This window comes from Rathayibacter sp. PhB151 (genome assembly GCF_004366415.1).
Classification (GTDB): Bacteria; Actinomycetota; Actinomycetes; order Actinomycetales; family Microbacteriaceae; genus Rathayibacter; species Rathayibacter festucae.
The window spans coordinates 13,110-40,072 of record NZ_SOEN01000002.1; the positions used below are offsets into that span (position 1 = coordinate 13,110).

The following is a 26,963-nucleotide window of genomic DNA, read 5'->3' on the forward strand; positions in this document are numbered from 1 at the left end:
CGCCGGACCGCCGCTCCTCTCGTCGTCAAGGGAATCCCATGTCGTCTCCTCGTGCCCGTCCGTCCCGCCGTCTCGCCGCTGTGCTCGCGCCGCCGGCCGCGCTGCTCCTGGTGCTCGCCGGGTGCAGCGCCGCTCCCGCGCCGGCCGCGTCCACGGCGACCGCCACTGCCGCGGTCGCCGCGCCCACCGATGCCGAGGTGCGGGGGCTGTTCGACGAGTGGAACGCGGCGCTCACCACCGGCGACCCCGCGCAGGTGGACGCGCTGTACGCGGACGACGCGGTGCTGCTGCCGACCGTCGCACCCGGGGTCCTCGACACCTCGGCCGAGCGCATCGGCTACTTCGACGCCTTCCTGAAGAAGCGGCCGACGGGGACGATCGACGAGAGCGTCGTCCGTGATCTCGGCGACGGCTACGCCTCGAACACCGGCCTCTACACCTTCGCGCTCGCGGAGACCGGGGAGCTCGTGCACGCCCGGTTCACCTTCGTCTACGAGGAGATCGACGGGGAGTGGAAGATCATCGAGCACCACTCGTCGAAGGAGCCCGTCACGCCGTGACAGCGGAGCGGCTCGCCCGCCCGGCGTGGCACAGTGAGTCGTGCTCATCTTGCTGGTGGAGGACGATCCCGTGATCGCCGACTGCGTGACCGCGGTGCTCGAGCAGTACGGCTACGCCGTCGTCCGGGCGCGGACGGGCAGGGAGGCGCTCGACTCCGGTCCTCCGGACCTCGTGCTCCTCGACCTCGGACTGCCGGACATGGACGGGCTCGACGTCTGCCGGACGCTGCGCCGCAGGTCCGACGTCCCGATCATCGTGATCACCGCGCGGAGCGACGAGGCCGACACCGTCGCCGCGCTCGAGGTGGGCGCGGACGACTGCGTGATCAAGCCGTTCGGCGTCCGAGGGCTGATCGCGCGGATCCGGGCGGTGAGCCGGAGGGTCGGCGCGGCCGGGGCGCGGTCGGCGGTCGCCCTCCCGCCGCCGACCCTGTCGCTCGGCCGGGTCGTCGTCGATCCGGCGTCCCGTCGCGTGCACCTCGACGGCGCCGAGCTCCCTCTGACACCCAAGGAGTTCGACCTGCTGCTGGCCCTGGCCCGGCGCCCGGGGGCGGTGCTCACCCGCGAGGCCCTGATCGACGAGGTCTGGGACTGCAACTGGTTCGGCTCCACCCGGACCCTCGACGTCCACGTCTTCGCGCTCCGCCGCAAGCTCGGCGCGGCGGTGACGATCACCACCCTCCGCGGCGTCGGCTTCCGCCTCGACCTGCCCTGACGGCCATCGCGAGATGCCACTTCGGTACGCGTCCATCGGCGTGTCGCGTACTCAAGTGGCATCTCGCGGAGGGGGACGACGAGGGCCCCCGTCCGCTGGGCGCGGAGGGGGGCCCTCGGGGTCAGGGGGTCAGCAGGTGGCCGCCTGGTAGGGGAGGGTGGCGGCGAAGGCCGGCTGGCCGGGGGAGGTGCCGGTGACGGTGACCGAGCCGGCGGGGGTCGACTTCAGGCGCGTGGTGAACGCGGCCGAGGCGGAGGAGCCCGGGGCGACCGAGGGGAACGCCTTCGTGCCGTAGGCGGAGTCGACGGTGATGTCGGCCGCTGCGGTGTCGGTGTTCTTGACGGTCACGGTGAGCACGACCTTGCCGGCGATGCAGCGGGTCGAGACGGCGGGCGCGAGCTCGAGGGTGTCGAGCGGCAGCGCGGCCGAGGCCGAGGTGCGCACCAGCGCGTCGGCGTAGCCGTTGTAGGAGGCGGTGACGCCGCTCACTCCGGCCGGGACGACGGCGCTCGCCGAGCCGCCCGAGAGCGCGACGGTCGAGCTCCAGGTGCCGCCGGTGAAGGTGACGGTGCCGGCGACGTCGCCCTTGTCGGCCGCCGTGACCTTCGCCGTGACCGTGCGGCCGTCGGCGGTGAGGGTCGTGGTGGAGTCGACGGCGGTGACGCTGGTCCAGTTCTTCATCGCGGTGAGGACCGTCTGCGGGACGCTGACGAACGCGCCGTGCCGCGGGCTGGCCGGGAGGCCGCCCTTGGTCGAGACGTTCCAGTCGGCCGACTTCGAGAGGCGGGCCGACTGCGAGCTGCCGGCGATGGCGGCTCCCGAGGTCACGAAGGCCTTGTAGCCGCCCTGGCCGTAATTGTCGACGAGGAAGGCGTAGCCGTCGCCGTTCGCGGTGGTGTCGTTGGGGTCCCCGGCGTTCAGCTTGATGATCTCGGGGCCCTCACCGTCCTGACCGGTCTCGAGCTTCGTCATGTTGGTGTCGGTCAGCTGCCAGGTCTTCGTCGGGTCGGCGTTCCAGTTCGACGAGGTCGTCGGCGCGGTGAGCACCGTCGACTTCTCCAGGAAGATGTCCTTCCCGGCCTCGAGGGTGCCGGCGGCGCCGCCCTCCTCGTTCTTGGTGAAGCGGTAGTAGGAGTCGCCGATCTTGGTGATCGTCGAGTCGATCCGCGCGTAGCCGGTGTCCTGCCAGGTGGCGGGCGGCTGGGTGAAGGTGCGGAAGTCGCGGGTGATCACCGAGAAGACGCGGGAGTAGAGCTTGTCGCTGTTGGTCTTGGTCGCGTCGGAGTAGAGGCGCGAGGAGAAGAAGACCACGTAGGACTGCAGGGCGTCGTCCCAGTACGCCTCCGGCGCCCAGGTCATGCCGGCGGCCGGCTGGTTGACCGTGATGCCGGTGTCGGCGCCGTTGGTGCGGGTCCACGTCACCAGATCGGTCGACTCCCAGACCTCGATCTTGAGGCTGCCCTTGGACTGCGCGTCGCCCCAGCCGGTGCCGCAGGAGATGCAGAGGTCGGTGGCGACCATGTAGTACTTGTCGCCGTTGTGCGAGCGGAGGATGAACGGATCGCGCAGGCCCTTGGTGTCGGTCGTCGAGGTGATGACCGCCTTGCCGCCGTTGACCGGGGAGAAGGTGAAGAAGTCGTTGCCGGAGGTCGCCGCCTGGTAGATCTTCTCGTCGCCGTCGGACTTGAAGTACGCCGAGGCGTAGCCCGCGTCAGGGGCGGCGCGGCCGAGCTCGGCCACCGTGAGGGTGAAGGAGCGGGTCTCGGTGACGCCGTTCAGCGTCGCGGTCGCGGTCAGCGTGACGGGCTTGTCGCCCGAGCCGTAGGCCGGACGGGTGACGACGCCGCCGCCGCGGAACGGGTCGGCCGCGCCGACCGCCGGGGCGGTGTACGAGGTGCTGGTCGGGGTGACGAGCGCCGGGTCGGACGAGGTCCAGGTGATGGCGGTGCCGTTCTTGACTCCTGTGACCGCGAGCGGCAGGTTCTCGGTGGTGCGGGTGGCGAGCACCAGAGCGTCGAGGTCGTCGTTGATGCTCGGGGCGAGCACGACGACGTCGAAGGTCAGCACGGCGCCCTGGCCGGTGGTCGCGGTGAGGGTGACCGGGGTGTCCTGCGCGATCGAGCGCGAGACGACTCCGGTGCCGGAGACGACCGCGGGGTTCGAGGAGGTCCAGGTGAGCGGGACGCCGCTGCTGGTCGCGGGGAGCGTCAGGTTCGTCGAGACGGCGGTCAGCGAAGGGTTGCCGGCCAGGAGCACGGGCAGGATGTCGGGGCGCAGCAGCGCCGAGGTCGCGGCGGCCTTCGCGGCGGCGGTCGGCATGCTCGACGCGACCTGGTCGGCGGTGAGCGCCGTGTCCCAGAACTTCACGTCCGTGACGTCCGCGGTGAGCAGCGGGTCGCCGGTGTAGAGCGAGCGGCCGAGGTAGCCGAGCGTGCTCCCGGAGGGGACGATGCTCGCCATCGACTTCGCGGCGGTGACCGTCGAGATCTGCACGCCGTCGCGGTAGAGGGTCAGCGCGGTGCTCGAGCCGGTGCCGGTGCCGACGAGGGTGAGGGTGGTGAAGCCGGGGTTGAGGGTGCCGCCGAAGGGCATCCGGGTCTCGCCGTTGCCGCTGTCCTTCACGCGGATGCCGGCGAGGACCTGGCCGCTCGGGGAGCCGTCGGGGTTCCGCGGGTTCACGAAGACGTGGTTGCCGAGCTGGGTGGTGTTCCAGGGGCCGACGCCGTCGCCGATCACCCAGCCGAACTGGTTGGCGGTGGTCTGCGTCTTCACCGTGTACTCGACGGCGAAGGCGTTGTCGGTGCCGGTGACCAGTCCCTTGGGCAGGCTCGCGTAGCCGTCGGATTTGAAGCGGGCGACCTGGTCGCCACCGGCGTCTGCGAAGGAGGCGTCGGTGAGCCCGGTCAGCGTCGCGTTGCGGCCGTTGCCGGAGATGTCGAGGAGTGCGGAGCCGGCGTGCGACATGTCGTAGTGCGCGGTGGGCGCCGGCACGTCGGCGGCCTGGGCCGTCACGGGGACGAGGGCGCCTCCGAGGGCGACGCTCGTGCACGCGAGTGCGGAGAGGAAGAGGGACCGGGCACGGCGCCGGGGCGCGGTGGCAGGGGGCTCCGGGGAGCGTCGTCTCATCGTCGAGACCTTTCCTGGGTGAGGGGGATCAGGCCGCCGAAGAGGGGCCGGCGGGTAGTGTTCACGCTAACATGCGCGTCGGTCCGGGGCTAGGGCGGATCGGCGCGGGCGTGCGGTCGGCGTCGCTCCTCCGGCGCCACCCTGTGCGGCGGCGGCCGGGTGGCGTACGGTGAGCGGACCGCATCCTGGTCCCCGATGTCGGACCTCGTCCATCCGCCGAGAGCACCAGGGGAGCATGAGATGAAGACTCTGTCGTACGCCGGGGGCGCGATCGTCCTCGAGGACGAGGCCGCGGACGCCGTTCTGCGCTACTCGGTGGCGCTGGCCGATCGCGGCCGGATGGCCACCGTCACTCTCGCGGACGCGGCGTCCTCCGACGCCTCGGCGGTGGTGGTCCTGACGATCGGAGTCGGGGTCCCGCTCCTGCTGCGGGGCGAGCGGACCGGGGCCGGCACCGACTCCGCGCTCGACCTGCGCGACCGCCTCGACGCGCTCGAGCGCTCGCGGGAGCCGATCGGGGTCTGGGACGCCGACCCCCGGCAGCTCTGGGGCGAGCTGGACTACGACTTCCTCTGAGGCGGTCGCCGCACGTCCGATCGTCGGGACCGCCTCCGTCCGTGGGCGGCGCGGCGCCTTCCGGCGCACCCGTTCAGGGGAGCGCTAGAGTCGGCTACAACGTTGTATGTTCAGCAGGTCCCGACTGAAGGAGATCGATGGCGATCACTCTGCACGACGTGGCGCGGGCCTCCGGAGTCTCCATCAAGACCGTCTCCAACGTCATCAACGACTACCCGCACGTGCGCCCGGCCACCCGCGAGCGGGTCGAGGCCGCGATCGCCGAGCTGGGGTACATCCCGAACCTCTCCGCCCGGAGTCTCCGGCGGGGGCGGACGAACGTCATCGGACTGGCGCTCCCCGAGCTCAGCCTGGCGTACTTCGCCGAGCTCGCCGACAGCGTCATGCGCGCGGCCGACGACCGGGGCCTGACCGTGCTGATCGAGCAGACCGGAGGGGACCCGCAGCGCGAGCGGGACGTCCTGCGCAGCTCGCGGCGCCAGCTCACGGACGGGCTGCTCTTCAGCCCCCTGGGGATGGCGATGGCCGACGAGCCCGCGCTCGCGGTCGACTACCCGCTGGTCCTGCTGGGCGAGCGGATCTTCACCTCGCGGGTCGACCACGTGACCATGCAGAACGTCGCCGCCGCCCGCGCCGCGACGACCCACCTGATCGAGTCCGGCCGGCGGCGGATCGTCGCCCTCGGGGCGCACGAGAACGAGGACGTCGGCTCGGCCGCACTGCGGATGCGGGGGTACCGCGAGGCCCTGGAGGCGGCGGGCATCGCCTACGACGAGCGCCTGGTCAGCTACTCGGGACCGTGGCACCGCGCCAACGGCAACGCGGCGATGTGCAGGGTCCTGGAGTCCGGGGTCGACTTCGACGCCGTCTTCGCCCTGAACGACTCCCTCGGGCTCGGCGCCATCCGCGCGCTGCAGGTGCAGGGACTGAGCATCCCCGGGGACGTCGCGGTCATCGGCTTCGACGACGTCGACGAATCGCGGTACTCGGTCCCGAGCCTGTCGAGCATCGATCCGGGTCGCGACGAGATCGCGCGGACCGCCGTCGAGGTGCTGAAGGGGCGGATCGAGGGCTCGCTCCTCGCGCCTCCGACGCTGCACGAGGCCGGTTTCTCGGTGACGTCGCGGGAGTCGACCGCGCCGTAGCGCGTTGATCACGGTTGCGTCGCGGACGGCGACCGCGCTCTTGACACTCGCCGACGAACTCCGCATCATCATTTCTACAACGTTGTTTTCCATCGTTGTACAAGCGACCTGCTCCAGGACGATCCCCCCTTCCCGGCCGACGACGGCCGTATCCGAAAGGACACGCAATGATGCGTCACACGAAGAGAATGCTCGCGGCGGGGGTGGCCGTCGCCGCCTCCGCGGCCGCCCTCACCGGCTGCTCCGCAGGGAGCGACGCCGCCACCTGCGAGAACACGATCGTGAACGAGGACGCCAAGGTCGTCACGATGTGGGCCTGGTACCCGGAGTTCGAGGGGATCGTCGACCTCTTCAACAACAGCCACGACGACGTCCAGATCTGCTGGAGCAACGCCGGTGCCGGCAACGACGAGTACACCAAGCTCACCACCGCCGTGCAGGCCGGCTCGGGCGCACCCGACGTCGTCATGCTCGAGAGCGAGGTCGTGCAGAGCTACATCCCGCAGGACGCGCTCGTCGACCTCACCGAGTACGGCGCGGGCGACGTGCAGAGCAACTACTCCGAGGGCGCCTGGGCCGACGTCTCCAGCGGCGACGCCACCTACGCGATCCCCGTCGACGGCGGACCGGTCGGCATGCTCTACCGCCAGGACATCCTCGACCAGTACGGCATCCCCGTCCCGACGACTTGGGAGGAGTACGCCGCAGCGGCGCAGGCTCTCAAGGACGCCGGCTCCACCACGCTCATGACGGACTTCCCCGGCAACGGCCGCGCCTACCAGCAGGCGCTCTTCGCGCAGGCCGGCTCGGTGCCCTACACCGTCGACGGCACGGACGTCACGGTGGACCTCGACGACGAGGCCAGCGCGAAGGTCATGGACTACTGGAGCGACCTGGTGCAGAAGGGCCTGGTCGGCACCGAGGACGCCTCGACCACCGACTACAACACCCACCTGGTCGACGGCACCTACGCCTCGGTCGTCGCCGCCGCCTGGCTGCCCGGCTACCTGAAGGGCTTCGAGGGCGCCGACACCGACGCCGTGTGGCGTGCCGCACCGGTCCCGCAGTGGGAGGGTGCCGAGCCGACCCAGATCAACATCGGCGGATCCGCTTTCGCGGTGACCAGCCAGGCCGAGGACAAGGAAGCGGCCGCGACGGTGGCGAAGGAGATCTTCGGCACCGAGGAGGCCTGGAAGATCGGCATCGAGAAGGGCGCTCTGTTCCCGCTGTGGAAGCCGATCCTCGAGTCGGACTACTTCGCGAACCTCGAGTACGACTTCTTCGGCGGTCAGCAGATCAACAAGGACGTCTTCCTCGCCGCCGCCACGGAGTACCAGGGCTTCCAGGTCTCGCCGTTCCAGAACTTCGCCTACGACAAGCTCACCGAGGCGGTGAACGCCGTGAACAGCGGTGACTCGAGCGTCGCGGACGCCCTCTCGACCTATCAGACCGCGGTCAGCGAGTACGCCGCGGGCCAGGGCTACACGGTCGGTTGACGATCGGCGGCCGCCGTCCGCGAGGGCGGCGGCCGCCCCGTCCCTCCTCGAAGGAGCACCATGTCCAACCTCGTCGTCCCCGCCCCCGCCGCCAGCGCCGCTCCGGCCGAGACCCGTCCGAAGAAGCCGCGCACCGGAGTCGTCGCCTCGCGGCGCGCCCGCTGGGGCTGGGTCTTCGTCGCCCCGTTCGGGATCTTCCTCGTGGTCTTCCTGATCACTCCGCTGATCTACTCGTTCATCCTGAGCCTGCAGAACAAGACCGTCGCCACCGGCAATCAGTGGGTCTGGTTCGCGAACTACGCCAAGGCCTTCTCGGACCCCCTCTTCCTCGAGGGCGTCTGGCTGGTGGTGCGCTTCGCCCTCATCCTGATCCCGATCCAGATGCTGGTCTCGCTGATCGCCGCACTGATGCTGGACGCGCTCACCTCGCGCTTCTCGCGGTTCGCCCGGCTGATGATCTTCGTGCCCTACGCGGTGCCCGCGGTGATCGGCGCCCTGATGTGGGGCTTCCTCTACAGCCCGTCCTTCGGGCCTGCCACGGAGGTGTTCGGCTGGCTCGGTCTCGACGCGCCGAACCTGCTCGGCAAGGACTCGATCTTCGGCAGCCTGGTCAACGTCGTCACCTGGCAGTGGGCCGGCTACTACATGATCATCATCTACGCGGCCCTGCAGGGCATCGACCCCGCGGTCTACGAGGCCGCACGCCTGGACGGCGCGAGCGCGATCCAGACGGCGCTGCGGATCAAGATCCCGATGATCTCCTCCTCGATGGTGCTGATCCTCGTCTTCGCCCTCATCGGCACCCTGCAGTTCTTCACCGAGCCGCAGATCCTGCGCTCGCTGGCCTCGGGCTCGATCGACGCGTCGTACACGCCGAACATCTACGCGTACACGCTCGCCTTCTCCTACAACCAGTTCAACTACGCCTCCGCGATCTCCTTCGCGCTGGGTCTCGTGGTGTTCCTCGGGTCCTACCTGTTCCTGATGGCCACCAAGAAGAGGAACGGACTCTCATGAGCACCCTCTCGCTCGCCCCCAAGCGCGACCGCGTCCAGCGACGCGACGACGCCGTCCGGGCGCGGAGCCGCCGCGGCGGCCGCCAGCTGCTCCCGCACGTGATCCTGCTCGCCTTCGTCGTCTACTTCGCGCTGCCGTTCTGGTGGCTCGTCGTGGCCTCGACCAAGGACCAGGTCGGCCTGTTCTCGGGCACCGTCAGCCCCCTGTGGTTCGGCGACTCCTTCGAGTTCTTCACCAACATCGGCTCGCTGTTCACCTACTCGAACGGCCTCTACTGGAAGTGGCTCGGCAACTCGTTCCTCTACGCCTTCGCCGGCGGACTCGGAGCGACGGTGCTGTCGGTGCTCGCCGGCTACGGCTTCGCGGCCTACGCCTTCAAGGGCCGCAACGCCTTCTTCTCGCTCGTCCTGGGGTCGGTGATGGTGCCGGCGACGGCCCTGGTCATCCCGCTGTTCGTCATGTTCAGCACCGCCCAGCTCACCAACACCGTCTGGGCGGTCATCCTGCCGTCGATGCTCAACCCGTTCGCGGTCTACCTCATGCGCGTCTACACGCAGGACGCGGTGCCGGAGGAGATGCTCGACGCCGCCCGGATGGACGGAGCCGGCGAGATCACGGTGTTCTTCCGCGTCGCCCTGCCGCTGCTGCGCCCCGCACTCGTGACGGTGCTGCTGCTCTCCGTCGTCGGGACCTGGAACAACTACTTCCTCCCCCTCGTGATGCTCTCGAACTCGCAGCTCTTCCCGGTCACCGTCGGACTCGGCACCTGGCAGACCCAGGCGTCGGTCAACACCGGCGGCCAGTCGCTGTGGAACCTCGTCATCGTCGGCGCCCTGATCTCCGTCATCCCGCTGATCGTCTCGTTCCTCACCCTGCAGAAGTACTGGCAGGGCGGACTCTCCATCGGCTCCGTCAAGTGACGCCGACCGGCGTCGGGACTCCCGCATCACCGCTCACCTCAGCACGATCCAGAAAGGCTCTGCCATGACCGACGCCTCCCGCGCCGTCTCCCCGCCCGCGACCGCGCGCATCTCCCTCGATCCGGCCGCGGTGGTCGCTCCCGTGAATCCGCGGCTGTTCGGCTCGTTCGTCGAGCACCTCGGCCGCTGCGTCTACGACGGGATCTACGAGCCCGGGCACCCGACCGCGAACGAGGACGGCTTCCGCCTGGACGTGGTCGAGCTGGTCAAGGAGCTCGGCTCGACCACCGTCCGCTATCCGGGCGGCAACTTCGTCTCCGGCTACCGCTGGGAGGACGGCGTCGGACCCCGCGAGGACCGCCCGCGCCGCCGCGACCTCGCCTGGCACTCGCTCGAGACCAACGAGGTGGGCCTGGACGATTTCGCGAAGTGGGCGAAGCTGACCGGCAGCGAGATCATGTACGCCGTGAACCTCGGCACCCGCGGCGTCCTCGAGGCCCTCGACGTCCTCGAGTACGCCAACGGCAAGGCCGGCACGTTCCTCGCGGACCAGCGGATCGCGAACGGGTCGCCGGAGCCGCACGACATCCGCATGTGGTGCCTGGGGAACGAGATGGACGGCCCCTGGCAGGTCGGCCACATGAACGCCGACGACTACGGCAAGCTCGCCTCCCGCACCGCCAAGGCCCTGAAGATCGCCGACCCCTCGCTCGAGCTCGTGATCTGCGGCTCCTCCGGCTCCTCGATGCCCACCTTCGGCGAGTGGGAGCGGGTCGTCCTCGAACACGCCTACGACGACGTCGAGTACGTCTCCTGCCACGCCTACTACCAGGAGTACGACGGCGACCTCGGCTCGTTCCTGGCGTCCTCGCTCGACATGGAGTACTTCATCTCCACCGTCGCCGCGACCGTCGACCACGTGAAGCACAAGCTGAAGAAGTCGAAGGACATCAAGCTGTCCTTCGACGAGTGGAACATCTGGTACCTCCAGGAGCACCAGGAGGAGGAGGCCGCCCTCGCCGCCGCTGACACCGCCGGCGCCCGGGAGTGGGCCTACGCGCCGCGGCTGCTGGAGGACGTCTACTCCGTCGCCGACGCCGTCGTGCTCGGCAACCTGATGATCACGCTGCTGAAGAACTCCGACCGGGTCACCTCGGCGTCGCTCGCGCAGCTGGTCAACGTCATCGCGCCGATCATGACCGAGCCGGGCGGAGCCGCGTGGCGGCAGACCACGTTCTTCCCGTTCTCGACCACCGCGCGTCTCGCGTCGGGCTCGGTCCTGCGGCCGCGGATCGAGGTCGGGTCCTACTCCACCGCCCGGCACGGCGACGCACCGCTGGTCGACTCGGTGGCCACGCTGGATGACGGCCGTGCGGCCGTGTTCCTGGTCAACCGCTCGACCACGGAGACCCTCGAGGTCACCGTCGACGTGAACGGCCTCGGCGTCACCACCGTCGCCGAGGCCGTCGCCCTCTTCGACGAGGACGTCTACGCGAAGAACACCAAGGACGACCAGAACCGCGTGGGCCTGCAGCCCGTCGACGCGACCCTCGCGGACGGCGTGCTGACGCTGACGCTGCCCCCGGTCTCCTGGACGGCGGTCTCCCTGACGGCGTAGCGCCCGGACCGGGTGGGTCTCGATACGCGGGCCTGCGACCCGCTACTCGACCAGCAGGGAAGGCGAGCTGCGCTCCCTGTTCTTCGCGGCCCGTGCATGCGCGGATGCGGACGCGGGCGCGGGCGCTCCATGCTGATCGAGTAGCCCGCGCAGCGGGCGTATCGAGATCCCCCACCGCAGGCACATCGGCCACCGGGGCTCGATACGCGGGCCGGCGGCTCGGGCTGCCGCGGCGGCCGGTCAGTCCCGGTAGCCCTCGATGATCTGGTGGGCGAGGGTCGTGATCGGCGTGGAGGTCGAGCGCGAGCGGGAGCGGAGGATCTCGAAGGCGCGGTCGACGGTGGTGCGCTGGGAGTAGGCGATGATGCCCTTCGCCTGCTCGATCAGGACGCGGCTGTCGAGGGCGCGCTGCAGCTGCTCCTGGGTGACGGTGCTCTCGCGGAGCGCGCGCTGGTGCAGGATGCCGATCGTCGCGACGTCGGCGAAGGCCTGCACGACGGCGACGTCGTCGGGGTCGAGGGTGCCGGTGCCGGCCTGGAAGAGGTTGAGCGAGCCGATCGTGGTGCCCCGCGAGCGCATCGGCACGCAGTGCGCGGCCCGGACGCCGAGGTCGCTCGAGCGGGTGCGGAACTCGGACCAGCGGTCGTCGACCGCGAGCGTGTCCGGCACGACGACGGCGCGCCCGGTCTCGTAGCACTCGACGCACGGGCCGGCGGTCTCGAGCTGCAGCAGCTCGATCAGGCGGGTGTCCTCGTCGGTCGAGGCGAGCACCTCGAGCGTGCCCTCGGGGCTGGCGAGCACCAGGCCCGCCGAGACCGCGTCGAACAGGGTCGCGCTGCTCTCGACGAGCATCTGCGCGAAGTCGACGACGTCGTAGTCGTCGACGAGCGTGTCGGAGAGGGCCACGAAGGTCGCGATGACGCTCCGCTCGCGGGAGTTGATCACCATGAGTCGTCCTGAACGGTGAGCGGGCGGTCGGGGAAGCCGTCCTGGCGGGCGACGATGTCCTGGGCGACGTCGACGAGGGGGCGGTGCTGGGCGAACGCGTGGGCCCTCAGCAGGACGAGGGCGTCGTCCGAGTCGAGGCGGTAGCGGGCGATGATCATGCCGGTCGCCTGGTGGACGACCCTCCGGGACCCGGGGTTGCTGCTCACCTCGTCCGCGTCGTCGTGGAGCACCGCGGCGAGCACCCGGAGCGAGGTGGCGGGCGACTGCGCCGAGATCTCGGTGAGCGCGGCGTCGTCGAGGGTGATCGGGGTGCGGGTGTAGAGGTCGACGGCGCCGATCGAGAGCCCGGCGAAGGTGAGCGGGAAGGCGAACACCGAGCGCACGTCGAGGGCGTCCACCGCCTCGGCGAAGAGCGGCCAGCGCACGTCGGTGCCGGTGTCGAGGAGGGACACGGGGGCGCCCGCGGCGATCGCGTCCCAGCAGGGGCCCTGGCCGAGGTCGAGCTGGATCTCGTCGAGCCGCGCGGCCGTCGGGTCGCTCGCGGCGATCGTCTCGCCGCCGAAGGTGCGGCCGAGGGTGGAGATGGCGACGCCGTCGATCGGGTACCCGCGCAGATACGGGTCGCAGAGGACGGCGGAATCGGTCATCGCGCCCACCCTAGCCGCCGCGGTGCCGGGACGCGCGGGCCGGAGCGACGAGGCGGCCGCCTGCAGTGTCGCCGCGTCGGCGTTGGCCCCGCGCCGCTCATGCCGCGTCGGGTGCGACGTCGTCCTCGGCGTCGTTCGTGAGGATCGTGATCGCCGTGAACGGGGTGATCAGGATGAGCGCGGTGCTGGCGCGGCCCTCGCCGTGGTTCACGGTGAGCCACTGCGGGGTCTCCGCGGCGAGGGCGGCGTCCACCTCGCCCCGGAACTGGGCGGCGGTGCGGTCGCTCACCGTGTAGGGCGCTCCGTTGTAGAGGATGTCGAGCCGGCGCATCAGTGCGCTTCCCGGTCGGCCGTGCGGACGTGCTCGGTGTCGGGCTCGGCGACGACGTAGAGGCCGCCGGAGGAGTTGGCGAGATCGGTGAGCGCGGCGATCCAGGCGGGGTTGATGCGGGGCATCCGCCCGCCGAAGTACTTGTAGCGCAGGCCGACCGCAGGATGCAGCCAGATGGCGCTGCGGCCGTCGCCCATGCTGTGATCGTCGCGCCAGCTGAGCAGGAAGGACTCGTTGCGGCGGAGCTTGGCGGTGACGACGATCTGCAGGTGCGCGAGCACCCTGTCCTCGAAATCGATCTCGACGGATCCGTCGTAGAACAGTTTTCCCATCGCCGTCTCCAGCCTTCGTCACAGCCGGCGGGCGCCCGCGTGATCGACACCTTTCTCCACTTCGACTCCGGCGGCAACCCCGACGGACTCTCGCTTCCCTTCCGTCCCCTCCCCGATCTGTCAAGGACCTCCCCCGGCGCGGGGACCGCGACCGAGCATGGTGGCATGAAGCACATCCTCTTCGCGGACAAGACGATCCTGCTCGGGGACGACGCAGCAGACGCCCTGGTGGCGTACGCGGTCGCACTCGGCGCGAACCGCACGGCCGACCGGGTCGAGTACACGGGGATCGGGGCGGACGGCGCGACGATCCAGGTGTCGTTCCTGCTGAACTCCGGCGCGTCGCTCGTCTCGGAGACGACGCCGTCCGAGTTGCCCGAGCCGGACAACCACGAGGAGGTGCAGCGGATCCGCGCGCGCACCGAGGCGCTCGTCGGGTCGCACCCGGTCCAGCCGGGCGACGGCGGTCTGACCTCGAACTTCGACGTCGAGAGCGCTCTCGACTACTGAGCGGTTCCGCCCAGTCGAGGGCTGATGAGAAAGGAGTCGACATGGTCTGCGAGTTCCCGGTGTGGGTGCACCTGGCCCGGAAGACGCCGGTGCGCGCGGCCGTGCGGGGCCGGGTCTACGAGATCGGCGCTCCCGAGCGCCCGGACGGCGAGGTGCTGCTGACGGTCTGGACCGGAGGGCGCGCCGTCGGTCAGGTGCTGGCGACGGAGCCGCCGGTCTTCCGCCGCCTGGGCCCGCGGGCCGACCCCGAGCCGCAGCCGGTCAGCGGCATCCCCGACCTGCTGAAGTGCGCGGCCGGGCTGCGTTCGTCCGTCGGGGAGTAGACGGAGCGGGTCCGGGTGCTTGGCGGGGGAGTGGCCGCGCCTGGGCGTCTCGGGCGAGGGGTGGATCTCGATACGCCCGCTGCACGGGCTACTCGATCAGCAGGGGGTGGGCCGCTGCGCGGGCTGCTCGATCAGCATGGCTACGCGGGCTGCTCGATCAGCATGAGGGGGGCCGCTGCGCGGGGAGCTCGGTCAGCATGACGGGTCCGCTTCGCGGACTACTCGATCAGCGGAGGGGCCGCTCGAACGGTGTGGAGCGCTCGAGCGCTGCAGAACATCAGCTGAGAAGGGGTGGCCTCCGCTGTCAGGGGAGGCCCCCTGCTCTCAGCTGATGTTGTGCGCACCCCCTGCTCGTCGAGGAGCCCGCAGGGCGTCTCGAGACCTGGACGCTGTTCGACGGTGGATCTCGAGACGCCCGCTGAGGGGGCTACTCGATCAGCGTGCAGCGGTCGAGCGCCAGCTGGGCGAGGGTCTCGGCGTGCAGGCCGAGCAGGGCGTCGTCGAAGACAGCGGACTCGGAGTGCATCGAGGGGGCGCCCTCCGCCGGCAGACCGGGCGGGCGGGTGCCGAGGAAGAGCAGCGTGCCGGGGATCTCGTCGAGGACGTAGGCGAAGTCCTCCGACGCCATCGACGGCGCGGGGAGGCGGCGCACGCGGTCGGCGCCGTGCCGGGCACTGAGCGCGGCGATCACGCGCTCGGTCTCCTCCGGGTCGTTGTGGGTGACGGGGTAGGAGTCGATGAACTCGGTCTCGACGCCGCAGCCGTGCGCCGCGGCGATGCCAGCGGCCAGCTCGGCGAGCGAGGAGCGGACGAGGGTGAAGGTGTCGCGGGAGAGCGTGCGGATGTTGAGCATCAGCTCGACCCGCGCGGCGAGGACGTTGGGCGCGGTCGAGTCGCTGACGATGCTCACGACCGAGACGACGGCGGGGTCGGTCGCCGGGACGCGGCGGGAGACGAAGGTCTGCAGGGCCTGCACCAGGGCGGCCGCCGCGGGGATCGGGTCGACGGCGAGGTGCGGGAACGCGGCGTGCCCGCCGGTGCCGGTCACGGTGATCCGCATGCCGCTGGCGCTCGCCATCATCGGGCCGGAGCGGGTGACGAAGAGGCCGGAGTCGGTGGAGCAGTCGACGTGCATCGCGAAGGCGGCGACCGGGCGCTCGCCCGCGGCGTCGAGCACGCCCTCCTCGATCATCAGCCGGCCGCCGGCGAAGCCCTCCTCGCCGGGCTGGAGCATCAGCACGATCGTGCCGGCGAGCTCCTCGCGGCGGGCGGCGAGCAGGCGGGCCGCGCCGATCAGCCCGGCCATGTGCAGGTCGTGGCCGCAGGCGTGCATCGCGCCGTTGGTCGCGGCGAAGGGCAGCCCGGTCGCCTCGACGACGGGGAGCGCGTCCATGTCGGCGCGCAGCAGGACGACCGGTCCGGGGCGGCCGCCGCGGAGGACGGCGGTGATCGAGCCGAGGCCGCGGCCGGTCGTGATCTCGAGGCCGAGCGGGGCCAGCTCCTCGAGCAGCAGCGCCTGGGTGCGCGGGAGGGCGAGGCCGAGCTCGGGGTCGGCGTGCAGGCGGCGGCGCAGACGCACCAGGTCGTCGTGGAGGCCGGGCATCACTGCGGAGTCTCCGGCCGCATCGAGGCGTGCACGCGGCGCATCCGCTCGGCGAGCGCGGGGTTCCGGTACGGCCCCGGCGCGTCCAGCGCCGCCGTGACCCGGTCGACGACCTCGGCCGGCTTGTCCTGGCTCATCTTCTCCTTGGCCTCGAGCCGGGTGACCCGGAGCCGGAAGCCGACCGTGCCGTGCACGATCCGCTCGGCGTAGGCCGCGTTCTCGGCGCTGATCCGGAGGCGGAACGGCTCGGGCAGCTCGTCCTCGAAGTGGTCGACGAGCCGCTCGAGCACGGCGAGGTTCTCCGCGTCGCCGAGCAGCTCGGGCACGCCCCAGACGTGCACGGCGGCGAAGTTCCAGGTCGGCACCGCGCGCGCGACGCCGTACCAGCTGGGCGAGACGTAGCCGTGCGGGCCCTGGAAGACCACGGCCAGCTCGGACTCGCCGAGCCGGTGGGCGCGCTCGTCGGGCCGGCCGACGTGGCTGACCAGCACGAGCTCGTCGGGGTCGGCGCCGGGGAGCGGCTCCTCCAGCAGGAACGGGTAGTGCGAGACGACGACGCCCTCCGCGGTCGCGCTGACCATCGTCGCCCAGGGCGTCGCGCGGATCAGGGCGCGGATCTCGGCGGGGTCGGTCATCGCGTACTCGGTGCTCTCACGCATCGGCGGTCCTCTCGGCGCGGGCGGCGGTCCGTGCCAGGATCGCAGCGAATTCGGGCCAGAGCTCCACGGGGATGTCGTGGCCCATCTCCTCGTAGAGGTGCAGCTCGGCCTGGGGCAGGATCCGCGCGGTCTCGAGCGCGGCGCTCCAGTGCAGGCTCTGGTCGCCGCGGCCGTGGATCACGGCGACCGGCACGGTGACCTTCGCCATCGCCTCCCGCCGCTCGAGCGGTCCGCGCAGCAGCGCGTTCCACTGCCGGATCAGCCCGGTCGGGGTGTAGGCGCGGTCGTAGTAGCGGGCGCCGAGGGCGGCGCTCGCCGCCTCGTCGAAGGGGAAGCCGGGCGACTGGTAGTGCCGCTGGCCGCCGACGAACATGGCGATGTAGGCGTCGCGGTCGAGGACCTCCGGGACCTCGGTGATCGGCTGCCCGGTGTGCTCGCCGACCAGGAACTCCGGCGCCGAGCTGAGCGAGGTCGACATCAGGCCGAGCGAGGCGACCCGCTCCGGGTGCAGGATCGCGACCAGCTGCGCGATGTAGCCGCCCATCGACATGCCGGTGAGGTGCGCGCGCGCGATCCCGAGCTCGTCGAGCACGGCGACGACGTCGAGCGCCATGTCCGCGAGGTCGTAGCCGGCCGAGGTGTCCTCCGGGCCGCCGGTCGCCTGGCTGAGGCCGACGTCGCGGTTGTCGGTGCGGACGACGAAGAAGCCGTGCTCGGCGAGCAGCTCGCAGAAGCGGTCGTCCCAGCCGATCAGCTGGGCGCCGCCGCCGTGCAGCAGGACGAGCGGGCGGCCGGACGGGTCGCCCGTCGTCTCGTAGTGCACGGCGACGCCGGCCGGGGTGGTGATCAGGGGCATGGCGGGAGGGTCCTGTCGGGGAGGAGCGAGTGGCTGTGGAGAACGGGCGGGTCTGCGCGGCCTGTGGAGGAGAGACGGCCTGTGGAGGACACCGGTCCGGCACGGCCCTGTGGAGGAGAGTCCGTCAGAGCGCGGACCAGGTCGGCCGGCCGCCGAGCAGGGTCGCCGCGACGGGTGTCGTGCGCAGCTCCGCGTCGTCGGTGGTCGCCGGGTCGCGGTCGAGCAGCACGAGGTCGGCCGCGGCTCCCACGGCGACGGTCGCCCCGCGGGTGCTCGCGGCGAGCGCGACGTCGAACGGCAGGCGCTCGGCCGGGTGCCAGGCCTCGCGGCCGTCGCGGCGGCGGCTGACGGCCGCGGCCAGCGAGACCCAGGGGTCGAGCGGGGCGACCGGGGCGTCGGAGCCGAGGGCGAGCGTCGCGCCGGCGGCGTGCAGCGAGGCGAAGGCGAAGGAGCGGTCGGTGCGGCCGGCCCAGTGATGGTCGGCGACGTCGCGGTCGTCCATCGCGTGCTCCGGCTGCACGCTCGCGACGAGCCCGAGGCGGCCGAAGCGCGCGAAGTCCTCGGCCGCGACGAGCTGGGCGTGCTCGATCGTGCCCGCGAGGCCGAGCCGCTCGAAGACGTCGAGCACCTCGGCGTTCGCGCGGTCGCCGATGGCGTGCACGGCCGGGAGGATGCCGGCGTCGCGGGCGCGGACCAGCAGGCCCTCCACCTCCTCGGGCGCGACGCTCAGCACGCCGCAGGGGTGCGGGTGGTCGGCGGCGATGCCGGGGTAGGGGTCGAAGCAGTAGGCGGTGCGGGTGTTCAGCGAGCCGTCGACGACGATCTTGAGGCGGCCCATCCGGGCGAGGCCGGCCGGATCGAGGGCGTCGCCGGTGCGCAGCCCGCGGGCGATCGCGTCGTCGAGCCGGTCGGGCCAGACCGAGGTCTCGACGCGCAGGGACGTGACGCCCTCCGCGATGCGGGCCGGCCAGGCGCGGGAGTTGTCGGCGTTCTCGAACTCGACGATGCCCACGACTCCGCGGGCCGCGGCGGCCTCGGCGGTCTCCCGGTAGGCGGCGACGGAGGGCAGGCCGGCCGCGTCGATCAGGTCGAGCGTGCCGATCCACTCCGTCTCGCGCAGCACGCCGTCCTCCGGGATCGACAGGCCGAAGCGCCGGCCGGCCGCGCTGTTGAGCCAGCCGCAGTGCAGGTCGCCGCTGATCAGGACGAGCGGGCGGTCGGGCGCGATCGCGTCGAGGGCCGCGCGGGTCGGCGCGTCCGTCCACAGTCCGTCGCGGAAGCCGTAGCCGATCAGCACGGCGTCCTCGCGCACCGGCAGCGCCGCGCGCATGATCGCGACGGCCTCGGCGGCGCTCGCCGCGGGGGCGAGGTCGACCCGCTGCCTCCGCACCACCCACTGGGTGAAGTGCACGTGCGCGTCCCAGAAGCCGGGCGCGACGAAGCGGCCGTCGGCGTCGATCGCCTCGGTGCCGCCCGGCAGCGTGCCGGCCGGGGCGATCTCGGCGATCGCGCCGTCGCGCAGCAGCAGGTCGGCGGGGGCGTCCTGCCCCGCGAAGCGAGCGGAGCGGATCAGGAGCTCGGTCATGCGTCCTCCAGGTCGAGAGGCCGGCCCATCACGGGCACGGCCCGGAGCAGCTGCCTCGTGTACGGATCGGCGGGATCGGACAGCACGGTGTCGGTCGTGCCGTGCTCGACGAGGCGCCCGCCGCGCATCACCGAGACCTCGTCGCTGACGTAGCGGACGACGGCGAGGTTGTGCGAGATGAAGAGCATCGTGAGCTCGAGTCTCTGCTGCAGCTCGCGCAGGAGGTTGAGCACCACGCCCTGCACCGAGACGTCGAGCGCCGAGGTGATCTCGTCGGCGATCAGCACCTGCGGCTCGGCGGCCAGCGCCCGGGCGATCGTGATCCGCTGGCGCTGCCCGCCGGAGAAGGCGGTCGGGCGGTCGTCAGCGCGCGCCGGGTCGATGTGCACCAGGTCGAGCAGCTCGCGGACCCGGTCGTCGCGGGCGGCGGCGGAGTGGCGCCGGCCGGTCGCGAGCAGTCCCTCGGCGATCGAGGCGCCGACGCTCATCCGCGGGTCGAGTGCGGACAGCGGGTCCTGGAACACCATCTGCACCCGGCGGCGGGCGTCCCGGGCGGACGGCTCGCGGCTGGTGATGTCGACGCCGTCGAGCAGGATCCGGCCGGAGTGCAGCGGGGTGAGCCCGACCGCGACCCGGGCGACCGTCGACTTGCCGGAGCCGGACTCGCCGACCAGCCCGTGCGTGGTGCCGGGCCGGACCGTCAGGTCCACGGCGTCGACGGCCGTGGTCGCCGAGCGGCCGTGGCCGAAGCGCACGGTCACCGCCTCGTAGCGCAGCTCGCTCATGCGGTCAGTGCCTCCTGGTCGTGGGCGGGCTGGTCGTGGGCGGGCTCGTCGTGGGCGGTCCGGTCGGTCGACGGCGCCTGCGGCTCCTCGTCGATCGCCGCGATCACCGGGAGCAGCGCGCTCCGGTCGGTCGCCATGTCCGGCACGCAGGCGATCAGCCCGCGCGTGTAGGGGTGCCGCGCCTCGTCGAGGTGATCGGCCGCGATCTCCTCGACCACGCGACCGTCGCGCATCACCACGATCCGGTCGCAGAAGCCGCTGACCAGCGCGATGTCGTGCGAGATGAAGAGGATCGCCGCTCCGGTCGCGGTCTGCGCCTCGCGGAGTGCCTGCATCACCTGCCGCTGCACGGTGACGTCGAGCGCGGTGGTCGGCTCGTCGGCGATCAGCAGTCGCGGCGTGCCCATCAGGCCCATCGCGATCATCGCCCGCTGCCGCATGCCGCCGGAGAACTCGTGCGGCAGCCGGCCGACGCGCTTCTCGGCGTCCGGGATGCGCACCAGGTTGAGCTTGTCGATCGCGCGGCGCAGCGACTCGGCGCGCGGGGTGCGGGCGTGCACCTCGCTCGCCTCGCGCAGCTGGCGGCCGATGGTGAGCGCCGGGTTGAGCGAGGTCAGCGGGTCCTGGAAGATCATCGCCTGCTCGAGGCCGAGGCGGCGGCGCTCGCCGGCGTTGGGCACCGCGGTCATGTCGATGCCGCGGAAGACGAGCTGCTCGCTGGTGACCAGCGCGTCGGGGCCGAGCAGCCCGGCGACGGCGCTCGCCGTGACCGACTTGCCCGAGCCGCTCTCGCCGACGATGCCGACCGTCTCGCCGGGCAGGATCGTCAGGTCGACGCCGTGCACGCGCTCGGTCATCGCGCCGTCGCGGCCGGGGAACGCCACGCGCAGCCCGGACATCTCGACGACGGGCATGCCGTCGGTGACCGGCGCGACGACCTCGTCCGAGCGCCGGCGCTTCACTGCCTTGACCGCGCGGCGAGGGGAGGACGACTCGCTGAAGACCTCGCCGAGCAGCGCGAAGACGACGCCCACCAGCACCACGGCGATGCCGGGGCCGATCGCGGCCATCGGATCGACGTAGATCCGCTTCGCGCCCTCGTTGAGCAGCCGGCCCCAGTCATACTCGGGCGCCTGGACGCCGAGGCCCAGGAAGGACAGCGCGGCGAAGGAGAGCAGCGTGACGGAGGCGTGCGCCGCCGAGTTGACCAGCAGTGGCGGCAGGATGTTCGGCACCACGTGCCGGACGGTCGTCCGCAGCGGGCGGCTGCCGAGCATCCCGGCCGCGCGGACGTAGTCGCTGGACGACACCGAAGCCGCGAGCGTGCTGGTGAGCCGCGCGAAGACCGGGATGCCGGCGAAGCCGACGGCGAGCATCGCGCCGACCGCGGTCGTGCCCCAGATCACCGAGAAGAACAGCGCGAGCAGCAGCCAGGGGAAGGACAGCAGGATGTCGATGAGGCCGGCGATCAGCCGCTGCAGCAGGCGGGGCAGCAGCACCGCGACGACGCCGAGCAGCACGCCGCCGACGACCGAGATGCCGGTCGCACCGAGGGTGAGCAGCACCGAGACCCGGGTGGCGACGACGACGCGGGCGAGGAGGTCGCGGCCGAGGTCGTCGGTGCCGAAGGGATGCGCGAGGCTCGCGCCCTGCTGGCGGTCGGCGATCGAGCGCTCGGTGGCGAGGTCGCCGAAGAGGATCGGGCCGAGGATCGTCGCGAGGATCACCAGGGCGAGGCCGACGGCGGCGGCGACGCCCTGCGGGGTGCGCAGTGACTCCGGGAGCCGGTGGGCGAGTGACGGGCGGGCGGAACGGGATGCAGTGCTCATGGCTCAGGCCTCCGCGATGGCCGACCGCGGGTCGAGCGCGGCGAGCAGCAGGTCGATGACGAGGTTGGCGGCGAGGACCAGGACGGCGTACATCAGCACGATGCCCTGGATCAGCGGGTAGTCCTTGGTGGTGATCGACGAGACGATCGTCGATCCGATGCCCGGGATGACGAAGACCGTCTCGATCAGCACCGTGCCGGCGACGAGGCCGGTGAGCACGACTCCGCCCGCGGTCAGCGTCGCGGTGACGATGTTGGGCAGTGCGTGCCGGAGGTAGAGCAGGTGCCCCGGCAGCCGCTTGCTGCGCGCGGTGGTGAGGTACGGCGCCTCGAGCACCCGCACCATCTCGACGTGCACGATGCGCGCGAGGTAGGCGAGCGGGCCGATCGCGAGGGCGAGCACCGGCAGCACCGCGTACTCCGGGCCGCCCCAGCCCGCGGACGGCGCGAGCGGCACGACGATGCTGAACAGCCAGATCAGCACGACCGCGAGCAGGAAGTTCGGGATCGCGATCACGACGCCGAGCAGGCCCGAGACGCCGAGGTCGAGCGTGCGGTGCTTGCCGGCGCGGGCCGAGACGGCCGTCGCGACGCCGATCGGGAACGCGCCGAGCGCGGCGACCGCGAAGGCGACGACCGAGAGCATCAGCGTGGCGGGCAGCCGCTCGGCCAGCGTGCTGCCGACCGGCCGCTGCGTGCTGATCGAGGTGCCGAGGTCGCCGCGCAGCAGCCCGCCGAGGTAGTTCGCGAACTGCTGGCCGATCGGCAGGTCGAGGCCGAGGGTGCTGCGCAGCACCGCCACGGTCTCGGCCGGCGCCGTCGGGCCCAGCGCTGCGCGCACCGGGTCGCCCGGCACGAAGTGGACCATGAAGAAGGAGGCGATCAGGACGATCACCAGCGAGACCGCCGCGCGGGCGAACCGCTTGAGCAGGAAGGCGAGGCGCGGGGATCCGACCACGCCGAGCAGACGATCCCCCCGGCGCGGACCGGCCGCGGGCGCGCTCGGCGGGGAGGCCGGTGACAGCGGGGCCGTGGGTCGCACCGAGGGGATCGTCATGGTCAGCCCTGCATCCGGATCGTGGTGGGGGCGACGGTGCCGGGACGCTCCAGGGTCGCGCCCTTGACGTACATCGGCGACTCCGTCTCGGCGAGCGGGAAGACGTCGACCCGCTCGATCAGCTCGGCCTCGGCCTGCTTCCAGACACCGCAGGCCTCGTCGGCGCTGCCGGCGCTGAGCGCCTGCGTCGCGAGGGCGTTGTACTCGGGGTTCGAGACTCCCATGAAGTTGTAGCCGCCGTTCTCGCTCGTCTCACCGAGGAAGAACAGGCTCAGCACCACGGGGCTGGAGGGGGCGAGCTGGATGAAGCCGGTGTCCCAGTCGTAGCTCTGGTAGAGGTCGGTCGACCAGCCGGCCGAGTCCTCGGCGACCAGGTCGGTCGTGATGCCGAGCTCGTTCCACTCCTGCTGGACCTCCTCGGCGGCGGCGCCGTGCGAGGGCGTTCCGGCGTCGTAGAGGAAGCGGATGGTCAGCGGCTCGCCGTCCTTCGCGCGCAGTCCGTCGGAGCCGAGCGGGTAGCCGGCCTCGTCGAGCAGCTCGCCGGCGGCGTCCACGTCGGTGTCGGGCAGCGTCCACTCCGGGCCGCCGGCGACGCAGGTGAGCGGGATCTGGTTGACCAGCGAGACCGAGTCGACGGCGTTGCCGTCGGTGACCAGCTCGCCCACGGCGTCGCGGTCGAGCGAGAGGGTCAGCGCCTGGCGGACGCGGACGTCGGCGGTGGGGCGGTCGGCGCGCTCGTTGAAGAGCATCTCGCCGATCGGGTTGAGCACGCCCTCGGTGTCCAGGCCCGCCGCGTCGAGGCGCTGGCGGTCGGCGCCGATGACGGAGGCGGCGTTGAGCTCGCCCGAGATCAGCAGGTTCGCGGCGGTCGCCTCGTCGGTGATCACCCGCGCCTCGATCTCGTCGGGCAGGCCCTCGGTGTCGCTGGTGACGTCGTCCGGGCCCCAGGTGTAGTCGTCGCGCTTGGTGTAGGTGTAGTCGGAGCCGGGGCTCGACGCGGTCAGCGCGTAGAGCGCGGTGCCGTTGGTGGTGTCGGTCAGGGTCGACGGGTCGTCGAGGCCGGCCTGGCAGACCATCTCGATGCTGCCGGTGCCCTGGAGCAGGAACGGGTTGTTCGCCGTCGAGGTGACGGTGACGACGTTCCCCTCCGCGGTCGCCGTCATGTCGGCGGTCACGCTCGAGCCGAACCAGAACGTGCCGTTGTCGGCGTTGGCCTGGTAGGCGAAGTTCGCCGCGGCCGTCTCGGCGGTGAAGGGGGTGCCGTCGGCGCAGGTGATGCCGTCCTTCAGCGTGTAGGAGATCGAGGTGGGCGTCGACTCCCAGCTCTCGGCGAGGAAGGGGACGACCTCGCCCTCGGGGGTCGTGTAGGCGAGCGAGTCGTAGCCGAAGGTGACCATCGCGCGCTGCACGAGCGAGACGCCGGTGAACGGGTTCAGGCTGCCCGGGTCGTCGTTGATCGCGAGGGAGAAGGTGCCGCCCGAGACGGGGTCGGCGCCGGACGCGGAGCCGCCGGCGGGGGCCGAGCAGGCGCTCAGGGCGAGCAGCGCCACCAGCGAGCCCGCGGCGACGGCCGGGACTCGGAGCGCTGTGGTGCGGGGAGAACGGGTCATGATGCGTCCTTCGGGGAATGCAGGGCGAGTGGTGCAGGACTCCCGATCAGGGCCAGCGGGCCCGCGGCCTTCACGGAGACTTTGAGCGACGCGCTGGCCGAGTACGACAGCGGCGTCTCGAGCACGTCGACGATCTCGACGAGCCGCGGATCGGCGCCGGCCTGGATCGCGCGCTCGATCGCGATCCGGCCGGCCGCCTCGATCGCGGCGGCGCGGTCGACGTGGTCGCACAGCTGGTCGGCGCGGCCGCCGGCCAGGGCGATCGCGGCGCCGACGGCGTTGGCCACGTTGCCGCGGTCGGGGCGGAGCACCTCGCTCGCGCCGTGCACGTGGTCCGGGACCAGGAAGCCGCCGCCGCCGACGACCACGAGCGGCAGACCGACGCGGCCGAGGGACATCCGCTCGACGGCCGACTCGATCCGGTCCTGCGCGACGGCGAGGGCGTTGCCGAGGGCGGAGCGGGTGGCGCGGTCGAGGGCGGGAAGGCTCCGGCCGGGGATCATCCCGGGCAGCTGCATCGCGGCGGCGTCGGTGAGGGTGGCGGTCGCGCCGCCGAAGAGCAGGCCCTCGCGGGCGATCCGGTAGCCGACCGAGTCGGTGGTCGGCACGCCGGTGGCCGTGTCGACGATCGTGCCGCCGCCGATCCCGACGCTGAGGATGTCGGGCATCCGGAAGTTGGTGCGGACGCCGCCGATCTCGCGCGGCAGGGTCGACTCGCGGGGGAAGCGGTCGACGAGCACGCCGAGGTCGCTGGTGGTGCCGCCGATGTCGATGATGATCGCGTCGTCGGCGCCGGAGAGGAACGCGGCGCCGCGGATCGAGTTGGCGGGGCCCGAGCCGATGGTGAGCACGGGGTAGCGGGCCGCGTACTCGACGGCCATCAGCGTGCCGTCGTTCTGGGCGAAGAAGGTGGCGGCGTCGAGGCGCTCCTCGTCGACCACGGTGAGCAGACCCTGCGTGACATCGCGGGCGATGCCGTGCAGCGCGGCGTTGAGCACGGTCGCGTTCTCGCGCTCGAGCAGGCCCAGGGCGCCGATCTCGTGGCTGAGCGAGACGGGCAGGTCGACCCCGACGTGGTCGGCGACCAGCGCGGCGACCTCGAGCTCCTGCTCCGGGAAGGAGGGGCTGAAGATGCCGCAGACGGCGACCGCGTCGAAGCGGCCCTCGAGCGAGTCGAGGAAGCGGCGGATGCCGTCGACGTCGAGCGGCGAGATCGGGTAGCCGTCGATCAGGTGGCCGCCGCCGGCGAGCAGGCTGCCGGCGAGCACGGTGTCGCGGAGGTCGGCGGGCCAGCCGGAGAGCGACGGGAACTCGGTCGAGGCGGGCGCGCCGAGGCGGATCACGGCGACGCGGCCGAGGTCGCGGCGGCGGACGATCGCGTTGGTGGCGTGGGTGGTGCCGAGCATGACGCGGGAGACGCGGTCGCGGTCGGCGCCCAGCTCGCCGAGCACCGCGGAGAGCGCGGAGCGGATGCCGCCGGTGACGTCCTCGGTGGTGGCCTGCTTGGTCCAGGCGGTCACCGCGCCGTCGGCGTCGAGCACGACGGCGTCGGTGTTGGTGCCGCCGACGTCGATGCCGACGGACAGGTCGCGGAGTGCGGCGCTCATCGGGCGACCTCCGCCACGGCGCCGTCGAACGGCACGTAGTCGAAGTCGAAGTCGAAGGCGGCGGGGCCCGCCAGCTCGATCCCGCGCGGGGTCCGCCAGAGCGGATCGCAGGCCCAGGCGAGCACGCTGACCCGCTGGCCGAAGCGGAGCATCTCGGTCGAGATCGCCTCGCCGGTCTCCGAATCGAGGATCGAGACGAGATCGGGGACGCTGACGACCACGCCGCCGTCCTCGATCACCACGAGGTTCTCGTTCTGGATCTCGACCCGCACCATCCGGCTGCGGTCGGCGCCGACGCCGTCGATCGTGACGGAGCCGCGGGTGAAGCCGCCCTCGGTGCTGCGGTCGATGTCGATGACCTTGCCGCCGATCAGCACGGCCGCGCCGAGCTCCTCGGCGATGTCGGTCACCGGGTCGGCGGAGGCGAGCAGGCGGCGGCCGACCTGGATCGCACGGCTCACCGTGCCCTCGATCACGGCGCCCGGCGCGGTCTCGTGGGTGAGCAGGTAGTGCGCGCCGAGGGCGATGCCGCCGGCCGCGACCGTGAAGGCGCGGGCGTGGCGCTCCAGCCAGGCGATGTCGACGGTGCGGAGGACGGTGACGTTGCCGACCACGTCGCTCATCACCGCGAACTCGCTCGGCAGCCCGGCGACGTTCATCGAGATCATGGTGGCCTTCGGGAACGCGCGGCCCATGCCGTCCGCGTCGAGCACCGCGAGCCCGAGCTCCGCGGCCCAGCCGACCGGCGCGACGCCGTTGCTGCCGCCGATCTCGGCCGCCATCACGGTGGTGACCGGGCGGCCGATCAGGCGCTCGACCTCGCGCAGCAGCGTGTGCGCCTGGCTGCTCGAGCCGAGCATCTCGATGCCGACCGAGGGGGCGCCCATCCCGGACATGATGATGACCGCGTCGTCCGGGCCGAGGTCCTCGACGCCGACGACCCGCACCGGGCCGTTGGCGTCGATCGCGTTCTCGACCGAGAGCTGGGCGCCGTGCACCGAGCCGCCTCCGCCGGTGCCGAAGACCGCGCAGCCGGCGGCCAGGGGAGCGACGTCGTCGCGGGTGATCAGGCGGACGGGGCTCGGTCCGGCCGGGGGCGTGAAGCTCAT

At 72.0% G+C, this 26,963-nt stretch carries 25 protein-coding genes; 10 read left to right on the forward strand and 15 right to left on the reverse strand.

Annotation, left to right across the window (positions count from 1 at the left end; translation table 11 throughout):
• Positions 1 to 38 precede the first annotated feature (38 nt).
• Both EDF35_RS00330 and EDF35_RS00335 read left to right on the forward strand, forming a co-directional pair.
• Positions 39 to 560, forward strand: a complete 522-nt coding sequence (locus tag EDF35_RS00330; protein ID WP_123706633.1) for an SgcJ/EcaC family oxidoreductase — start codon at positions 39 to 41, stop codon at positions 558 to 560.
• 40 nt (positions 561 to 600) lie between these two features.
• Positions 601 to 1,275, forward strand: a complete 675-nt coding sequence (locus EDF35_RS00335) for a response regulator transcription factor (protein ID WP_133960407.1) — start codon at positions 601 to 603, stop codon at positions 1,273 to 1,275.
• 129 nt (positions 1,276 to 1,404) lie between these two features.
• Here EDF35_RS00335 and EDF35_RS00340 read toward each other — a convergent pair whose 3' ends face one another.
• Entirely contained in the window at positions 1,405 to 4,401 is a 2,997-nt protein-coding gene (locus EDF35_RS00340; protein ID WP_133960408.1) for an immunoglobulin-like domain-containing protein, read from the reverse strand.
• Between the two features lie 240 nt (positions 4,402 to 4,641).
• Here EDF35_RS00340 and EDF35_RS00345 point away from each other — a divergent pair, with 240 nt between their 5' ends.
• From EDF35_RS00345 to EDF35_RS00370, 6 genes are all read left to right on the forward strand, one after another.
• Positions 4,642 to 4,977: a hypothetical protein gene (locus EDF35_RS00345; protein WP_123706631.1), complete on the forward strand. Its 336-nt coding sequence runs from the start codon at positions 4,642 to 4,644 to the stop codon at positions 4,975 to 4,977.
• Between the two features lie 137 nt (positions 4,978 to 5,114).
• Positions 5,115 to 6,122, forward strand: coding sequence for a LacI family DNA-binding transcriptional regulator (locus EDF35_RS00350; RefSeq protein ID WP_133960409.1), 1,008 nt, complete (start codon positions 5,115 to 5,117; stop codon positions 6,120 to 6,122).
• A 170-nt stretch (positions 6,123 to 6,292) separates the two neighbouring features.
• Positions 6,293 to 7,618, forward strand: a complete 1,326-nt coding sequence (locus tag EDF35_RS00355) for an extracellular solute-binding protein (RefSeq protein ID WP_166673968.1) — start codon at positions 6,293 to 6,295, stop codon at positions 7,616 to 7,618.
• Between the two features lie 60 nt (positions 7,619 to 7,678).
• The gene (locus EDF35_RS00360; RefSeq protein WP_123706628.1) at positions 7,679 to 8,635 is read left to right on the forward strand and encodes a sugar ABC transporter permease; all 957 of its coding nucleotides are present in this window, start codon (positions 7,679 to 7,681) and stop codon (positions 8,633 to 8,635) included.
• Positions 8,632 to 9,555: a carbohydrate ABC transporter permease gene (locus EDF35_RS00365; protein WP_123444558.1), complete on the forward strand. Its 924-nt coding sequence runs from the start codon at positions 8,632 to 8,634 to the stop codon at positions 9,553 to 9,555. The genes EDF35_RS00360 and EDF35_RS00365 overlap by 4 nt, the downstream gene beginning before the upstream one ends.
• Before the next feature lie 64 nt (positions 9,556 to 9,619).
• Positions 9,620 to 11,173 carry an alpha-L-arabinofuranosidase C-terminal domain-containing protein gene (locus tag EDF35_RS00370; protein WP_133960410.1) on the forward strand — a complete coding sequence of 518 codons (1,554 nt, stop codon included), beginning with the start codon at positions 9,620 to 9,622 and terminating at the stop codon, positions 11,171 to 11,173.
• A 240-nt stretch (positions 11,174 to 11,413) separates the two neighbouring features.
• Here EDF35_RS00370 and EDF35_RS00375 read toward each other — a convergent pair whose 3' ends face one another.
• The 4 genes from EDF35_RS00375 to EDF35_RS00390 form a co-directional block, all read right to left on the reverse strand.
• Positions 11,414 to 12,121, reverse strand: coding sequence for a GAF and ANTAR domain-containing protein (locus EDF35_RS00375; protein WP_123706262.1), 708 nt, complete (start codon positions 12,119 to 12,121; stop codon positions 11,414 to 11,416).
• A complete protein-coding gene (locus EDF35_RS00380) occupies positions 12,115 to 12,768 on the reverse strand; it encodes a GAF and ANTAR domain-containing protein (RefSeq protein WP_123732452.1) in 654 nt (217 codons plus the stop codon). Before EDF35_RS00380 ends, EDF35_RS00375 begins: the two co-directional genes overlap by 7 nt.
• Before the next feature lie 97 nt (positions 12,769 to 12,865).
• Entirely contained in the window at positions 12,866 to 13,099 is a 234-nt protein-coding gene (locus EDF35_RS00385) for a hypothetical protein (protein WP_123706264.1), read from the reverse strand.
• Positions 13,099 to 13,431: an ATP-dependent DNA ligase gene (locus EDF35_RS00390; RefSeq protein WP_123706265.1), complete on the reverse strand. Its 333-nt coding sequence runs from the start codon at positions 13,429 to 13,431 to the stop codon at positions 13,099 to 13,101. Before EDF35_RS00390 ends, EDF35_RS00385 begins: the two co-directional genes overlap by 1 nt.
• Positions 13,432 to 13,596: 165 nt before the next feature.
• On the opposite strand from EDF35_RS00390, the gene EDF35_RS00395 reads away from it, so the two are divergent.
• Together EDF35_RS00395 and EDF35_RS00400 are read left to right on the forward strand one after the other, a co-directional pair.
• Positions 13,597 to 13,941, forward strand: coding sequence for a hypothetical protein (locus EDF35_RS00395; protein ID WP_133960411.1), 345 nt, complete (start codon positions 13,597 to 13,599; stop codon positions 13,939 to 13,941).
• A gap of 41 nt (positions 13,942 to 13,982) precedes the next feature.
• Positions 13,983 to 14,264: a hypothetical protein gene (locus tag EDF35_RS00400; protein ID WP_133960412.1), complete on the forward strand. Its 282-nt coding sequence runs from the start codon at positions 13,983 to 13,985 to the stop codon at positions 14,262 to 14,264.
• A gap of 427 nt (positions 14,265 to 14,691) precedes the next feature.
• Here EDF35_RS00400 and EDF35_RS00405 read toward each other — a convergent pair whose 3' ends face one another.
• The 10 genes from EDF35_RS00405 to EDF35_RS00450 form a co-directional block, all read right to left on the reverse strand.
• Positions 14,692 to 15,867: a M20 family metallopeptidase gene (locus EDF35_RS00405; protein WP_133960413.1), complete on the reverse strand. Its 1,176-nt coding sequence runs from the start codon at positions 15,865 to 15,867 to the stop codon at positions 14,692 to 14,694.
• Positions 15,867 to 16,526, reverse strand: coding sequence for an FMN-binding negative transcriptional regulator (locus EDF35_RS00410; RefSeq protein ID WP_133960414.1), 660 nt, complete (start codon positions 16,524 to 16,526; stop codon positions 15,867 to 15,869). Before EDF35_RS00410 ends, EDF35_RS00405 begins: the two co-directional genes overlap by 1 nt.
• Positions 16,519 to 17,382, reverse strand: coding sequence for an alpha/beta hydrolase (locus EDF35_RS00415; protein ID WP_133960415.1), 864 nt, complete (start codon positions 17,380 to 17,382; stop codon positions 16,519 to 16,521). Before EDF35_RS00415 ends, EDF35_RS00410 begins: the two co-directional genes overlap by 8 nt.
• 124 nt (positions 17,383 to 17,506) lie before the next feature.
• Positions 17,507 to 18,967 (reverse strand): amidohydrolase family protein, encoded by a 1,461-nt coding sequence (locus tag EDF35_RS00420; RefSeq protein WP_133960416.1) that lies wholly within the window; start codon positions 18,965 to 18,967, stop codon positions 17,507 to 17,509.
• The gene (locus EDF35_RS00425) at positions 18,964 to 19,752 is read right to left on the reverse strand and encodes an ATP-binding cassette domain-containing protein (RefSeq protein ID WP_133960417.1); all 789 of its coding nucleotides are present in this window, start codon (positions 19,750 to 19,752) and stop codon (positions 18,964 to 18,966) included. The genes EDF35_RS00420 and EDF35_RS00425 overlap by 4 nt, the downstream gene beginning before the upstream one ends.
• Complete coding sequence (locus EDF35_RS00430) at positions 19,749 to 21,581, reverse strand: dipeptide/oligopeptide/nickel ABC transporter permease/ATP-binding protein (protein ID WP_133960418.1); 1,833 nt, start codon at positions 21,579 to 21,581, stop codon at positions 19,749 to 19,751. Before EDF35_RS00430 ends, EDF35_RS00425 begins: the two co-directional genes overlap by 4 nt.
• A gap of 3 nt (positions 21,582 to 21,584) precedes the next feature.
• Positions 21,585 to 22,538 carry an ABC transporter permease gene (locus tag EDF35_RS00435; protein WP_208110648.1) on the reverse strand — a complete coding sequence of 318 codons (954 nt, stop codon included), beginning with the start codon at positions 22,536 to 22,538 and terminating at the stop codon, positions 21,585 to 21,587.
• A 101-nt stretch (positions 22,539 to 22,639) separates the two neighbouring features.
• Entirely contained in the window at positions 22,640 to 24,247 is a 1,608-nt protein-coding gene (locus EDF35_RS00440; protein ID WP_166673969.1) for an ABC transporter substrate-binding protein, read from the reverse strand.
• Positions 24,244 to 25,854: a hydantoinase/oxoprolinase family protein gene (locus EDF35_RS00445; RefSeq protein WP_133960419.1), complete on the reverse strand. Its 1,611-nt coding sequence runs from the start codon at positions 25,852 to 25,854 to the stop codon at positions 24,244 to 24,246. The genes EDF35_RS00440 and EDF35_RS00445 overlap by 4 nt, the downstream gene beginning before the upstream one ends.
• Positions 25,851 to 26,963: a DUF917 domain-containing protein gene (locus EDF35_RS00450; RefSeq protein WP_208322988.1), complete on the reverse strand. Its 1,113-nt coding sequence runs from the start codon at positions 26,961 to 26,963 to the stop codon at positions 25,851 to 25,853. Before EDF35_RS00450 ends, EDF35_RS00445 begins: the two co-directional genes overlap by 4 nt.